This is a genomic window from Aquella oligotrophica (assembly GCF_002892535.1).
Classification (GTDB): Bacteria; Pseudomonadota; Gammaproteobacteria; order Burkholderiales; family UBA11063; genus Aquella; species Aquella oligotrophica.
This window is the reverse complement of sequence record NZ_CP024847.1, coordinates 2,753,537-2,768,653: the sequence shown is the minus strand read 5'-3', so window position 1 is coordinate 2,768,653 and position 15,117 is coordinate 2,753,537. Positions and strand designations below refer to the sequence as shown.

General features: G+C 36.6%; 10 protein-coding genes. 9 read left to right on the top strand and 1 reads right to left on the bottom strand.

The features are described from left to right. Together CUN60_RS12620 and CUN60_RS12615 are read left to right on the top strand one after the other, a co-directional pair. Positions 1-2,793: a response regulator gene (locus CUN60_RS12620; protein ID WP_158649427.1), complete on the top strand. Its 2,793-nt coding sequence runs from the start codon at positions 1-3 to the stop codon at positions 2,791-2,793. Further along, complete coding sequence (locus CUN60_RS12615) at positions 2,780-3,691, top strand: diguanylate cyclase domain-containing protein (protein WP_102952381.1); 912 nt, start codon at positions 2,780-2,782, stop codon at positions 3,689-3,691. The genes CUN60_RS12620 and CUN60_RS12615 overlap by 14 nt, the downstream gene beginning before the upstream one ends. Before the next feature lie 86 nt (positions 3,692-3,777). Here the strand turns inward: CUN60_RS12615 and CUN60_RS12610 are convergent, their stop codons facing one another. Further along, on the bottom strand, positions 3,778-4,581 hold the full coding sequence (locus CUN60_RS12610) for a DUF1338 domain-containing protein (protein WP_102952380.1): 804 nt from the start codon (positions 4,579-4,581) through the stop codon (positions 3,778-3,780). 236 nt (positions 4,582-4,817) lie between these two features. Between CUN60_RS12610 and CUN60_RS12605 the strand changes: the two genes are divergently transcribed. From CUN60_RS12605 to pilB, 7 genes are all read left to right on the top strand, one after another. Continuing rightward, positions 4,818-5,420: a short chain dehydrogenase gene (locus tag CUN60_RS12605; RefSeq protein ID WP_245866356.1), complete on the top strand. Its 603-nt coding sequence runs from the start codon at positions 4,818-4,820 to the stop codon at positions 5,418-5,420. Between the two features lie 217 nt (positions 5,421-5,637). Beyond that, positions 5,638-8,001, top strand: a complete 2,364-nt coding sequence (locus CUN60_RS12600) for a beta-N-acetylhexosaminidase (protein WP_102952378.1) — start codon at positions 5,638-5,640, stop codon at positions 7,999-8,001. 152 nt (positions 8,002-8,153) lie between these two features. Then, the gene (gene groES, locus CUN60_RS12590; RefSeq protein ID WP_102952376.1) at positions 8,154-8,444 is read left to right on the top strand and encodes a co-chaperone GroES; all 291 of its coding nucleotides are present in this window, start codon (positions 8,154-8,156) and stop codon (positions 8,442-8,444) included. 47 nt (positions 8,445-8,491) lie between these two features. After that, complete coding sequence (groL, locus tag CUN60_RS12585; protein ID WP_102952375.1) at positions 8,492-10,135, top strand: chaperonin GroEL; 1,644 nt, start codon at positions 8,492-8,494, stop codon at positions 10,133-10,135. A gap of 371 nt (positions 10,136-10,506) precedes the next feature. Continuing rightward, on the top strand, positions 10,507-11,949 hold the full coding sequence (locus CUN60_RS12580) for a basic amino acid/polyamine antiporter (RefSeq protein ID WP_102952374.1): 1,443 nt from the start codon (positions 10,507-10,509) through the stop codon (positions 11,947-11,949). 82 nt (positions 11,950-12,031) lie between these two features. Continuing rightward, complete coding sequence (locus CUN60_RS12575; RefSeq protein WP_102952373.1) at positions 12,032-13,270, top strand: CNNM domain-containing protein; 1,239 nt, start codon at positions 12,032-12,034, stop codon at positions 13,268-13,270. 145 nt (positions 13,271-13,415) lie between these two features. After that, on the top strand, positions 13,416-15,110 hold the full coding sequence (pilB, locus tag CUN60_RS12570; RefSeq protein WP_102952372.1) for a type IV-A pilus assembly ATPase PilB: 1,695 nt from the start codon (positions 13,416-13,418) through the stop codon (positions 15,108-15,110). Positions 15,111-15,117 lie beyond the last annotated feature (7 nt).

Sequence of the window (15,117 nt, the reverse complement as noted above, 5' to 3'; positions counted from 1 at the left end):
GTGAATGTAATACCTGAGATAGGTGAGATCCTAAATAGCACAAATTATGCCATAATTTCCACTGATATTAATGGAGTTATCCAAATTTTTAATCATGGAGCCGAGCAACTACTTGGTTATACTGCCAAAGAAATGATTGGTATTAATTCATTGACAATATTTCATGATTCTACCGAAATTGAGCAAAAAGCCAGTGAGTTATCAAGGGAGTCTATATGTCGGATAAATCCTGGATTTGAGGTTTTTATTCATAAATCAAGGATGACTAGCGCACCGGATATTGGTCAATGGACATGGATTGGCAAAGATGCTAACAGGATAAAAGTTGAATTAACTATTACTACTCTTCGGGGAGCGGATGGACAAATTACAGGTTACTTGGGAATTGCCAAGGATATTACCAAATTTGTTGAACTTGATGATAAGCTTAAACATAGTGAAAAACTTTTGGCAGAGACGGCAAAATTGGTATTGGTTGGTAGTTGGGAATATGATGTTGGACGTGATACTGTATATTGGGGTGAATATACCGCGCAAATGCATGAAACACCAGCTGGATTTCAGCCTTCAGTTACAGATGGGGTTTCTTTTTATAAAGAAGGAGAAAGTCGGGACAAAATAATTCGACTTTTTGGCAATGCGATTGAAAATGGTATTCCATTTGATGATGAATTTATTATTGTTACTTATTTGGGTAATGAGAAATGGGTTAGATGCAAAGGGTTTCCCGAAATGCAGAATGGTAAATGCTACCGGGTTTATGGTGTACTCCAGGATATTACCGAGCGGAAAAGTTATGAAACTAAGTTGATTCAGGCAAAAGCAGAAGCCGAGGCAGCGAGCATTGCAAAAAGTGCGTTTGTGGCGAATATGAGTCATGAAATTCGGACACCGTTAAATGCAGTTATTGGACTAAGTCAACTTTTATTACAAACTAGACTAGACTATATTCAGAGTGGGTATCTGCAAAAAATCACCGCCTCTTCAAAATTGCTACTGGGTATAATCAATGATATTTTAGATTATTCTAAGATTGAGTCGGGTAAACTGGAGCTTGAGCAGCAACCATTTAATCTTCACGAGTTAATCCATCAGATAGTAACTGTTTTTTCTGTAACTAATGGAAATTTGGATAAGCTTGAGTTTTATGTACGGATGCATGATGATATTCCTACAGAATTGCTTGGAGATTCATTACGTTTGACCCAAGTGATTAATAATTTATTGAGTAATGCGATAAAATTTACCGAAAAAGGCTATATTGAGCTTAAACTTAATCTTCTAGAGTCAGGCGATGATCTGGCCTTGATTGAATTTAGTATAAAAGATACTGGAATTGGAATTAGTGAAGAACAGCTATCACGGTTATTTAAGCCATTTACCCAATCGGACTCTTCTATTACTAGGAAATATGGCGGTACAGGTCTGGGGTTAGTTATTAGTAGCAAAATACTTGCGGAAATGGGTAGTCAGCTCAAGGTTGACAGCAAGCTTAACCATGGCTCGGTTTTTTATTTCCAGTTGCGCTTGCCTATTGTTAGACATATACAGCAGGAGAGTAATTCCCAAGCTTTATCTGTAGGGCATGGTAAGCGAATTCTGATTGTTGATGATCAGGAGCTTGCGCGTGATATTCTTAGGGAAATTTTATTAAAAAATGGCTATGAAGTTATTGAAGCGGATAGTGCTGAAAATGCAATTGCAAAAATATTGGTTGAATCTGAAAACCAAGGATTTGATTTTATACTGATGGATTGGCGAATGCCTGGTATGAATGGGTTAGATGCAATTAATAAAATTCGCAAGCTTGCTGCTGGCGGGTTAATAAAAGGACAGATTCCTTCAGTATTGATAGTTAGTGCATATTCTAGTGAGGAAATCAATTTAGGAAATAATGAGCAAATTACTTTGTTACAAAAACCAGTTTTACCACATATGTTACTTCAGTCAATGGAGGATGCACTAAAAGGAGTTTATTCATATAATGAATATACTAGTGTAAATACTGCGATTACAGATTTTAGCACCCTCAGAATTTTGATAGCTGAAGATAATGAAATTAATCAGGAAGTAGTTACTGCCATGCTAGTCAGAGTAGGTGCGCAGATAACTATTGCCAATAACGGTCAGGAGGTAGTTAACTTCATTATTGAGCAAAATGAAATATTTGATCTGATATTAATGGATCTCCAAATGCCGATCATGAGTGGTTATGATGCTGCAAAGCTGATCCATGCAGCTAATCCTAAATTACCAATAATTGCTTTAACTGCAACCGTTATGGCTGAGGATAAAGCAAATATGTTTGCATCAGGAATGTGTGATCATATAGCTAAGCCAATTGACATGCAGGAGTTATACACAAAAATTGCTCACTGGTGTTATCAAGAGGGAGACGCGATAGTTATTCCAAATTTGGATTCCATCTTGGGTATAGATTGGGGGAGTATTGAGAGAACTTTCGCCAATAACCATGAATTATTAGCTAAATTATTTTCTAAACTATTGCAGCAAATAGAGCAATATATCTTGTTGTGTGGTGAGTCAGAGCTCAGGAGTATTGATGAGTTATTTAGAGCCAGCCATTCTTTACGTGGAGCATGTGCCAATCTTTATGTCACTGGGTTAGCAAATTTTTTTGCTAAACTTGAACTTTCAATAAAGAATGGGAAAACTCCTAATGATTCTGAGATATTAAAGCTGGAACAGCTTTCTAATGGTTTACAGCATGAGTTGAGAGTACATGGCTTAAATATTTTTGTTAGTGGAGTGGAGTCTCATGAATCAATATAAAGCTACTATTTTGATTGTAGATGATACACCTATAAATATCCAAATATTATCTGAGATTCTGAAAAATGATTATCACCTAAAGGTTGCAACAAGTGGTGAAAAGGCTATTGAGATTGCTTCTTCGGGGGAAAGAATAGATCTAATATTACTTGATATTGTCATGCCGACTATCGATGGCTATCAGGTTTGCCGAAGGTTAAAAGCGGAAAATAATACCAACAAGATTCCCATTATATTTGTGACCGCCAAAAATGATGTTGACGATGAAGAAGCTGGGTTTAATCTTGGGGCGGTTGATTATATAATCAAACCATTTCATCCCGCAATTGTCAAGGTTCGTGTGCGGAATCAGGTGAGCTTGAAACTTAAAAGTGATTTGTTGGAAGAGCTTGCCCAAATAGATGGATTAACCCAGATTTTTAATCGTCGTTATCTGGATGGTAGGCTACCTCTTATTTTAGATGAGTGTCAAAAACAGCAACAGAAACTTTCCCTAGTTATGATTGATGTTGATTATTTTAAAAACTATAATGATAATTATGGGCATGGCATGGGGGATGTTTGTCTGATTGAGCTAGCAAAATGTCTGAAAAAGTACGTGAATATGGTTAAGGGGGCACTTGTTGCTCGTTATGGTGGGGAAGAATTTGTTTTGGTATTACCTGAGTTAGAAAAAGAAGAAGTTATTTCACTAGTAGATCAAGTGATTAAGGCTGTAGAGAAACTTCAAATCCAGCATGCTTATTCAAAGGTTAGTCCATTTATTACCATTAGTGCTGGTCTTGCAATATTTCTGCCCTTTAAACTCGACGCTGCTTCTAATGTACTTGCCATTGCAGATAAGGCTTTATATCAGGCAAAGAGTAATGGTAGAAATCAGTTGGTTACATTTTCATAGTAGTGGTGGATTTTTTTTAGATCTATTAACAAAGTAAATTGACCTCCTGCTGCATTTATGAATCAGGAGGTCAATGGTTATTTGAATTAGCCGCCTACATAAGTACTTTCAAATAATTTATCTGCTGATTTGGCAATGAAACCCTGATAAATTGAACCATCAGTTTGCGGATAGCGTTTGGCAAATTCATAAAAGCTATTCAAAATTTCATAAGTTCCTTGACTAAATTTTACTGGAACTTTATTTGCCATGGTGCTGGATTGTTCTAAGAGTTCTTCTGGAGTCCCTTTTATTTCACCGCCTGCGGTATTTAGGGTAAATCCATTCTCTTTTAAAAACTCATTTACTTTTTCAATTGTATCAAGTTTTTTTAATTCATTGATATAGACAGTAAAATGATTTGCGCGAAATCCAAATACATAGAGCCATGCAGCGTACTCAGATTCAGCAAGAAGTTTCTGATATACTTCATAATCAAGATCAGCCCAGATTGCACCAGAATAGAGTAATTCAGGCGTGCCCAAAAACGCTTGTGGAATCCGCTCTACACATTCTTTGGCTTTATCCTGTAAGTATTGACTGAATTTACTGGTTGTTAACTCACTGATAAATACTTTTGGTTGTTTGGGGTCGGTTTTATGTTCAAAATGTTTAGCTCTTAGGCATTTACTTTCAAATACATATTCACCTTTTACTTCATAACCAAGTTTTTCAAAATGAATTGCTAGTTGCTCAACATTGATGCGCGGATCATCAAAGGTGCGAAAGGCAATGTGATCATTAATAACCTCTTCGCCAAATTCTACAAATTTATTATAAATCTCAAGTGCTTCGGGACTTTCTTTTACGTATTGATCCCAAAGGTTATTAAATAATTCTGATGCATTCATATTTTTGTCTCCGATAAGTTTAAATAAGATAAGGTATTTTAAATAACCTTGTTTATTTAGATATTGTAATACATTTTTTATATTGTGGTTATATAAACTTATATTTTTTGTGGTTTAATTTTTGGTGAATAATATTATGTTAATAATCTCAATAGTATTAGTTAGTTATGGATTATTTGACAGTGGATGTAAATAGTCGTTACAATTGAGCACTTAATTCAACAGTGTGAGGATAAATGATGAGAGTTTTGGTAATTGGTGCGAGTGGTACAATCGGTAAGGCAATTGTTGCTGAGCTAGCAGAAAGACATGAAGTTATTACTGCGGGGACAAAAACGGGTGATGTTCAAGTTGATATTTGTAATTTGGATTCGATTCGGGCAATGTATGCTCAGGTAACAAATCTGGATGCGGTAGTTATTGCCAGTGGTAAAGTTCATTTCGGCAAATTAGAAGAGATGACGCCTGAACTTTATGCTAAGGGACTAGACAATAAGCTAATGGGGCAGGTAAATATAGTTATGGAAGGAATTAAGCATCTTAATGATAAAGGTTCTTTTACCTTAACTAGTGGCATTCTTAATCGTGACCCAATAGTTTTGGGTAGTAGTGCTGCAATGGTAAATGGGGCACTTGATGGGTTTGTTAAACATGCTGCAATAGAGTTACCACGAGGTTTAAGAATAAATATCGTAAGCCCAACTGTAATTACTGAAGCAATGGCAGGTTATGCACCATTTTTTAGAGGTTATAAACCTGTTGCGGCGGCTGAAGCTGCTTTAGCATATAGTAAAAGTGTTGAAGGTGCTCAGACTGGTCAAGTATATATTGTAGGTTGATCATCTAATTTAAAGTTCGTATACTAAATCAGATTGAAGGAGCATGGTAGGCGTGAGTGACGTGGCTTACAAGTAGTAAGTAAGGAGCGAAACAACAACCTAGAAACTTCAATTTGTTTTAGTCTATAATCCTGAATATCTGTTATTCAATATTGTATTACTGTCTGCTTCTTTATTCTGATAAAATTCTAAGGACTCATTTATTCAGGAATAAAGAATGAAGAAAATAGCTTTAACTTTTGCTGTGTTGCCATTACTTATATCTTGTAGCAGTGGCAATTCATCCAGTAGCAATACTACTCCACTAATCAATATAAGCTCAGTAACAGTTGGTAAAATGGCTGGTGATACTCAGGCAAGTCAGTTTTCAACGGTAATAAAATTTACCAATGGGAATAATAAGTTATCTAACTGGCAGTTTGGCTTTTATATGCCTCGCAGCTTTGATACTGTGGTAACTACTCAGCAATCAGTAAACCCTGATTTGCTTATGCAAATTTGTATAGAAAATTCAACTAGCTGTGCTAATTTAAAATATCAGACGACTTCCTCAATAACTAGTCAAGATTTAAGTGCTGGCTATACAACGGTTCTGGCACCAGAAGGCAGTTTTATTCTAGAATCTGGGGTTAATTATGTTGTTAATCTACTACATAATAATCAATGGAATGCAGGTAATTATTCAGCAGTTCCACAAAACTTCTTTATTACTTCAGGAAGCCAAGTTTCTAATATTCCAACAACAACTACTACTTATCAATTATTGGATTATGATGCGACAGCAGTTAATATACAGATCAATCAGCATATAAATACTATCTGGGCAAATTCAAATTCATTTATTGAAAGTGTTAATCTTATCCCAAGTCCAGTTACATATGTAGCTGGAACTGGTAGTTATACACTGCAAAGTGGTTTAGCAATACATAATGAGTTAAATACTGATAACACTGTGGCAAATTTTTATCGTGATGATCTGGCTAAAGATCTTGGAATATCAGCTACGGTTGATAATCAGCCTAATGTAACTAGTGGTATAGTTATAAAACAATTAAGTGATACTACATTAATTGCTAATAATCCCGAGGGTTATCAGATTGCAATTGGAAATGGAGTAATTTATGTTTATGCGTTAAATAATACTGGTGTGCTATATGCATTACAAAGCTTACGTCAGCTTTGGAACCAGAACTCTACTTTGGCGGCAGCTACAATTACTGATTATCCACGCTTTAAATATCGTGGGGTTTTACTTGATACTGCACGTCATTTCTTTAGCGTTGCCGAGATTAAGGTATTAATTGATCTGGCATTGGCACATAAGATAAATACCCTCCATATGCATTTTGCTGATGATGAAGGCACCCGAATTGGACTTGCCGCTTATCCAAGCATTAAATCCGTGGCTGATGTGCGTGGTTATCCCAATAGTATTACGGCATTAATGTTTATTCAGGGTAATCTGGATATTACTAATTTTAATGATCTTACTTATCCGCAATATAATACTACATATACCGGAACCTATTCATTGAATGATTTAGCTGAACTTGTTAGCTATGCGAATAAGCGTGGAATTACTATCATTCCCGAAATTGATACTCCCGGACATGCGCGCTCACTGATTAAAGCTTTTCCTGATGAGCTGGTTGATCCAAACGATAAATCTGATTTTATCTCGGTGCAAGGTTATACTGATGATGTACTTCCGGTGTGTACTTACAACAGCACAACATCGGTTGGTCCAAAGTTTACTACGCTATTTGATAATATCTTTAATCAGGCGGCGACCATCTTTAACAACCAAAGTACACTTTATGCTATAAACAATGAAATAAGTGTTGGAGGCGATGAGGTAAGTTCTGGCGCTTGGACAAATGATAGCAGCTGTAGTGGACAATGGGCTAATCTAAGTGCATTGGGTAAATCACAGTTATTTTTCCAGATGTTTGCGGCAAAAAATCCAAATCTTAAAATATCTGGTTGGCAACAATATATCCAGACCGATGAAACTGCTTTGGGACAAAACGTAGTGCCAGCAGCGCAGGCAGGGCATGTGTGGATCTGGAATACTTCCACTGGTGGGATTCCACAAGCAAAAGTATTGGCTGAATCTGGCTATCCAGTTGTTCTAGATTATGCTGATGAAACCTATTTTGATCTAGCGTATAACCCAGCGATAACTGAGCCAGGTTTCACTTGGGCAACCGGATTTTCCGATACGCAAGCAGCATTAATGAGTGCAGTGAGTGCTACCCAGACAGTTAATCAGATAGCACCAGCGTATCAGCAAAATATACTTGGACTTGAAGGTACTTTATGGGCAGAAAATCTGGCTACTTATGAGCATATGATTTATATGGCATTACCAAAGATGGCTGGATTAGCTGAGGCTGGCTGGTCACCAGCTACCATAACTGATATAAATAACCAAGTAAACTGGCAGAGCTTGTCAATCCGGCTTGGTTGTGGGCAAACTGGCTTCTTGGCATATTTGAATAAACTATTTGCAGTGCATTATCGTGGTTATCCCAATGGTATTGCCTTAGAAGTTCCATCCTCAAGCTGTCCGAAAAACTAGCTTATACGGTAAAATAAAACCACTTTCAGCATGAAGTGGTTTTTTTATTTGCAAAAAAATTATAAAAAGCTCTTGAAATCCTCTTTTATACTCCCATATAGCAATTGTTAGATTAATTTTTATTGTTACTATAACTTTTTTAGGAGTTAGATATGGCAACATTGAAGCCTTTACATGACCGTGTAGTAGTTGAGCGCGTTGAAGCTGAAGAAAAAACTGCATCAGGAATCGTTTTACCAGGTAGTGCAGCTGAAAAACCAGATATGGGTGTAGTTGTAGCAGTTGGTTCGGGTAAAAAACTTGATAACGGTTCACGTCAGGAGATGTGTGTTAAAGCTGGTGATCGCGTATTATTTGGTAAATATTCTGGTCAAGCGGTAAAAATGGACGGTAAAGAATTACTAGTTATGCGTGAAGACGACATTTTGGCTATCGTTGGTTAATAAGTTAATTCATAAAGTTTAAGTAAATAAATTAGAGGACATAAAATATGGCAGCTAAAGAAATAAAATTTGGTATTGATGCCCGTGATAAGATGGTACGTGGGGTTAACTTACTTGCGGATGCAGTAAAGGTGACTCTTGGTCCAAAAGGACGTAATGTTGTATTAGAACGCTCATTTGGTGCGCCGTTAGTGACTAAAGATGGTGTATCAGTCGCTAAAGAAATCGAACTTAAAGATAAGTTTGAAAATATGGGTGCGCAGATGGTTAAAGAAGTGGCATCAAAGACAAATGATATTGCTGGTGATGGAACTACTACAGCTACTGTATTGGCTCAGGCAGTTGTTAAAGAAGGTATGAAATACGTTGCTGCGGGTATGAATCCGATGGATCTTAAACGTGGTATTGATAAAGCAGTAGAGGCATTGGTTAGTGAATTAAAAAATATTGCTAAACCATGTACTACATCTAAAGAAATCGCGCAAGTCGGTTCAATTTCTGCTAATTCTGATTCTGAAATTGGTGAAATCATTGCTGAAGCTATGGATAAAGTAGGTAAAGAAGGTGTTATCACTGTAGAAGAAGCTAGCGGTCTTAGTAATGAACTTGATATCGTTGAAGGTATGCAGTTTGATCGTGGATATTTATCGCCATACTTCATCAATAATGCAGATAAACAAATTGCATTACTAGATAATCCATTTATTTTATTATTTGATAAAAAAATCTCGAATATCCGTGATCTATTGCCAGTTTTGGAACAGGTTGCAAAATCTAGCCGTCCATTACTGATTATCGCTGAAGATGTTGAGGGTGAAGCATTAGCTACGCTAGTAGTTAATAATATGCGCGGAATTCTGAAAGTAACTGCGGTTAAAGCGCCTGGTTTTGGTGATCGTCGTAAGGCTATGCTTGAAGATATCGCTATTTTAACTGGTGGTACTGTGATTGCTGAAGAAGTTGGTTTATCTCTAGAGAAAACTGAATTAGCTCATTTAGGTCAGGCTAAACGTGTTGAAATCGGTAAAGAAAATACTACTATTATCGATGGTGCTGGTAGCCAAGATGATATCAAAGCGCGTGTTGAATTGATTCGTAAACAAATCGCTGAATCTACTTCTGATTATGACAAAGAAAAATTACAAGAGCGTGTAGCTAAACTTGCTGGCGGTGTTGCCGTGATCAAAGTCGGTGCAGCAACTGAAGTTGAGATGAAAGAGAAAAAAGCCCGTGTTGAAGATGCGCTTCATGCTACTCGTGCAGCGGTTGAAGAAGGTATTGTTGCAGGTGGTGGAGTTGCTTTACTACGTGCGCGTTCTTCAATTGTAAATCTTGATGGAGCTAATCCAGATCAAACTGCTGGTGTTAAGATTGTATTAAAAGCAATCGAAGCTCCATTACGCCAGATCGTTGCTAACTGTGGTGATGAGCCATCAGTAGTGGTAAATAAAGTCCTAGATGGTAAAGGTGCATTTGGTTATAATGCTGGTACTGGCGAATTTGGTGACTTGATTGAGATGGGTGTACTTGATCCAGCTAAAGTAACTCGTGCAGCACTACAGCATGCAGCATCTGTAGCAGGTTTAATGCTTACTACTGATTGCATGATTGCGGATTTACCTAAAGATGATGCTCCAGCTATGCCAGGTGGTGGTATGGGCGGCATGGGTGGTATGGACGGTATGTACTAGTCATAACTGCCATTCTTGTTTAAAGCTCCTGACAATATTCAGGAGCTTTTTTGTTGCATTTTTACAGTGAAAAAAGATATTTTTTTTGACAGTATTGGTCTGAAGTGTTTGTGTTTTTTTGATATGCTGGTAGTCTATAATTAATCCTAGTTACTATAATCAATACCCTTTGAAACAAATAGTTGTATAATAATAATGTTTGATATAAACCATCTTCTTACTATATTCTTTTTTATTGTTGGATATGCTAATAAATGAATTGAATTTTAAGTTAGAATACATATTATTATAAATATAAATTATCTAATGGTTTAAAAGTATTAATAAAACAAAGTGGCAGGTAATACGTTACACTTTAAAAGGAAAGTTTTATGGCTGGAAAGACTACCGGGCAGGGAATAGATGTTAAAGATTTAACTTTTTTTGCACTATTCTCTTTAACTTTTGGTTCTATGATGGGGAGTGGTGTATTTGATATTCCACAAAATATTGCCAATCGCTCTGGGGCGGTCGCAGTTGTTTTACACTGGGGAATTGTTGCCGCAGGCATGATTGCGCTGGCTTGGTCTTTTGTTTATATTAGTAATAAACGTCCAGATATTAAAAGTGGTATTTATGGTTATGCTAAATTTGGTTTTGGTGACTATGTAGGATTTACCTCTGCTTGGGGGTATTTTCTTAATGCTTTATTGGGTAATGCCAGTTATCTGATATATATCTTTGCTACCCTTGGTAATTTTTTCCCTGTTTTCGGACACGGAGCTACTGCCGGGGCTACATTACCTTCATTTTTATGTGAATCATTGCTACTTTGGATAGTTATGGGGCTAATTATAAAAGGAGTAAAAGAGGCTTCTATCGTAAACATAATAATTACTTCAGTAAAGCTAATGGCTCTTGCAGCCCTGATATTAGTATTCATTTATGGCTTCAAGACTTCAGTTTTTATGAAAAATATGTCTACCCATGATTTGCACCTTGGGTCAATGTTCGAACAGATAAAAGCTACCATGCTAGTTACTGTTTGGGATTTCTTGGGTATTGAGGCTGCCTGTATTTATGCAATTTATGCTAAATCAATGAAAGATGTTGGTAAGGCTACTATGTTAGCAGTAATTGCCGTTCTTTTGATTGATACCCTATTATCTTGCTTGCCATTTGGGATTATGCCAACTGCAGAAGTTCAGCAGTTAACAACCCCTTCTACCGCAGGTGTAATGGCATTAGTTATTGGGCCTATTAGTGCGAATATTATTCGTTTTGCAGTATTAATTTGTGTGGTTGGTGCATTACTTGCTTGGAATATGCTGGCGACAAATATTTTATTTCTTTCGGCTCAAGATAAAACTATGCCTAGATTCTTAACCAAGCTAAATAAAGGTGGGGTGCCAGTTAATGCAGCGATTATGTCTGGGTTAACTTTGCAGGTAATGATGATTTGTGCCTACTTTAGTCAGGCAGTTTACTTAAATATGATTATGATTGCTACAAGTCTGGTGCTAGTTCCTTATCTTTTAGCAGCAATGTTCTCTGTTAAGTTAATTCTTACTGATAAAAAAGTTCATTATTATGAATTGATCAAAGGATCATTAGCCGTTCTTTATGCAGTATGGATGATTTATGCTGGAGGGCTTAAATATCTTGCGATTTCAACTTTGATGTATCTTATTGGAATATTTTTATTTTATAAAGCACGTCGTGAAGATGGGCGGAGACTATTCGAAAACAAATTTGAAATTGTATTATTTACAACCATTGTGATTTGCGCAATTGCATCTGGTTGGGCGTGGTATACCGGAGTGGTACAGTTCTAGAAAATCCAAAACCGAAAAACCCCAACAAAGTTGTTGGGGTTTTCATTTAAGTACTATTTAGTTGCTATACAGGAATTTATTAATGTTGGTTTTTAGTTTAATTGGTCTTTTTCTTTTATTGCTTATTGCTAGCTTATTTTCTTTTCTAGAGACTGCGAGTGTTGCTATTTCTGAACACCGACTGATTAGTCTTTCTGAAAAACAGCGCTGGGCACATTATGCTCTAATTTTAAAGCAGCAGTTAGAGAAAGTACTTATTTTTAGTCTTTTTGGGAATAGCTTTTTTAATGCCTTGGTAACGACATTATCTACGATGTTAGTTCTTAATATATTTGGTAATGGACACCAGTTAATTCTATCAGTTGCTACATTAATTGTTACTTTAATGATTATTATTTTTTCTGAAGCTGCACCCAAGATAATAGCCTCAAAAGCACCATTACATGTTTTAAAGTTTATTGCTATACCATTATACTATCTATTTATAGTTACTAAACCATTAATTTGGTTTATTGACAAGATTGTTTATGGAATTACTCGTTTGATTGGTGTAGGTAGTGCAGATGGAACATCACTTGATGAACTGAAAGCGATAATTGCCGATAAACGTTCGCCATTTCAGGAGCGCCATCGTTCAATTTTGTTAAATTCCATCGAGCTTGAGCAGCTTACAGTAAAAGAAATTATTATACCTTTGCGAAATGTTGAGATGATTAATTTTTCGGGGGAAATAGATCTAATTCGTCAACAGCTTGAACAAGCTCATCATACCCGAATTATTATTTATGCGGATCAATTAGATAATATTCTTGGTTATCTACATGTAAAAGATGTTTTGAGTATTTCCAATCGTGACTATACTCATCAGGAATTAAGTAACTTGATCAGGAAAATAAATTATATTCCTGACTTTGTTCCAATTATAAAACAAATCGCAAAAGCACAAAAGAATCGGGATCGGGTATTTATGGTTGTCAACGAATATGGCGACAATCTTGGTATTGCCTGTCTTGAAGATATGCTGGAAATTGTTTTTGGTGATTTTACGACTGATGCTCCACATCGTAGTTACCTGATGGTTAAAGAAGAAAATGATTCCTATATCGTTGATGGAGCAGCCTTAATTCGTGAATTCAATGAAGCCTCTGGTTTTGAAATCCCATTTAGCTACGATGCCATGAGTATTAATGGATTGATAATGAAGTATTTAGGGACAGTGCCAGTGAATGGGGTTTGTTTCAAAATTAATCAAATCTGTTTTGAGATTATTCATGTTGGCAAATTCTGGGCAGAGCGGGTAAGAATTTCTAGGTTAAACTGATTGGAGCATAACATTTTTTAGCAGACATGATAAAATATTATGTGGATTGGTTTCATTTTGATAAAAATGGATGTATCACTTAGATTAGAGCTTGTAAACAAGTTCTTAAACAACAAGTACAAGTAACCTTAGAGTAAAAGACAATATGCCAGTAAATAGTGGAATTTTTACGATTTTGGAACAAAGTGGGTTAATTTCAGATCCAGAGTCAAAAGCTGCATTTGAGCTTGTCAATCGGGAGCGGATTTCTGTAATTTCAGCAGTAATCAGAGTAAAACCAGAATTAACAACGATACAGATCTTAATGGTACTATCCAAGTTTTACGGTATCCCAGTTTTGGATATTGATGCATACAATCTTGAATTTATGCCAAAGAACTTACTGCCTGTTGATTTTATAATTGAACATAAAGTTATTCCTCTTTTTAGCCGGAATAAACGCCTCAAACTTGGAGTCATTGATCCTACCCAAAAAGAAATTTTTGCCGACATTGCTTTTAAAACTGGACTGGCAATTGATTTAATTCTTCTAGAAGAAAAACAGCTACAGCAAGTAATAAATCAGAATAGCACTAATTATTTTAAAACCATTAACCTTGATGAGGATGCACTACAGGGGGTTGAGTTTGCTGACACCTTTCCTGATAGTGATATGGTCAACTCTGGCGATGATGACCAGCCAATTGTTAAATTTGTACATAAAATGATTTTTGATGCTGTGCAGGTAGGTGCCTCGGATATTCATTTTGAGCCGTATGAGAAAGTATATCGGGTTCGTTATCGGATTGATGGTGTATTGAGTGAAGTCACTACTCCGCCAGTTGCGCTTAAGGAGAAAATCGCAGCAAGGATCAAAGTTGTTTCTAAACTGGATATTTCGGAAAAGCGTGTTCCTCAAGATGGTCGCTTAAGGCTAGCCCTGTCTCAGAATCAGATAATTGACTTTCGGGTAAGTACTCTACCTACCTCTTATGGTGAGAAAATTGTACTAAGGATCTTAGATCGTAGTGCAGCAAGTCTAGGTATTGAGGCATTGGGCTTTGAACCGGAACAAAAGCGTGTCATTATGGATACTATTAGTCGTCCATATGGTATGGCACTAGTTACTGGACCAACAGGCTCTGGTAAAACCGTAACGCTCTATACTTGCCTCAATCTGTTAAATGATGCGAGTAAAAATATCTCTACCGCTGAAGACCCAATAGAGATTCCTATCGGTGGGATTAATCAAGTGGCAATTAATGAGAAGACTGGATTAACCTTTGGAGTTGCCTTACGTGCATTCTTGCGTCAAGATCCTGATGTAATAATGGTTGGAGAGATTAGGGATTTAGATACGGCTGAAATGGCGATTAAAGCTGCACAAACCGGGCACTTGGTTTTATCTACGCTCCATACCAATAATGCTCCAGCTGCTTTAACTAGGCTTGTAAGCATGGGTGTGCCAACTTATAATGTTGGTGATGCTATCTTGACGATTATTGCCCAGCGACTAGTTCGTAAATTGTGTCCAAATTGTAAGCGCCATGGTAAATTTGATAAAGAAACGCTGATTATGGCTGGATTTTCTGAAGAGTTAGTAAATAGTGGTTGGCAACCGTATGTTGCGGTGGGTTGCTATCTTTGCCATAACACTGGCTACAAAGGGCGGATTGGTGTTTTTGAGGTAATGGCTATTTCCGATGAGTTAAAACGATTAATTTTAACTGGTGCAACTTCAGTTGAACTTGCAGATCAGGCAAGAAAAGAAGGGGTTCTTAATTTACGACAAAGTGGGCTTGAGAAAGTAAGACAGGGTGTAACTAGTCTGTCTGAAGTGGAAGCTAATACTAATGAGTAGACATCAT

Coding starts and splice junctions, on each gene's coding strand:
- CUN60_RS12615 (WP_102952381.1), top strand. CDS start 2,780: ATGAATCAATATAAAGCTACTATTTTGATTGTAGATGATACACCTATA.
- CUN60_RS12610 (WP_102952380.1), bottom strand. CDS start 4,581: ATGAATGCATCAGAATTATTTAATAACCTTTGGGATCAATACGTAAAA.
- CUN60_RS12605 (WP_245866356.1), top strand. CDS start 4,818: ATGATGAGAGTTTTGGTAATTGGTGCGAGTGGTACAATCGGTAAGGCA.
- CUN60_RS12600 (WP_102952378.1), top strand. CDS start 5,638: ATGAAGAAAATAGCTTTAACTTTTGCTGTGTTGCCATTACTTATATCT.
- groES (WP_102952376.1), top strand. CDS start 8,154: ATGGCAACATTGAAGCCTTTACATGACCGTGTAGTAGTTGAGCGCGTT.
- groL (WP_102952375.1), top strand. CDS start 8,492: ATGGCAGCTAAAGAAATAAAATTTGGTATTGATGCCCGTGATAAGATG.
- CUN60_RS12580 (WP_102952374.1), top strand. CDS start 10,507: ATGGCTGGAAAGACTACCGGGCAGGGAATAGATGTTAAAGATTTAACT.
- CUN60_RS12575 (WP_102952373.1), top strand. CDS start 12,032: ATGTTGGTTTTTAGTTTAATTGGTCTTTTTCTTTTATTGCTTATTGCT.
- pilB (WP_102952372.1), top strand. CDS start 13,416: ATGCCAGTAAATAGTGGAATTTTTACGATTTTGGAACAAAGTGGGTTA.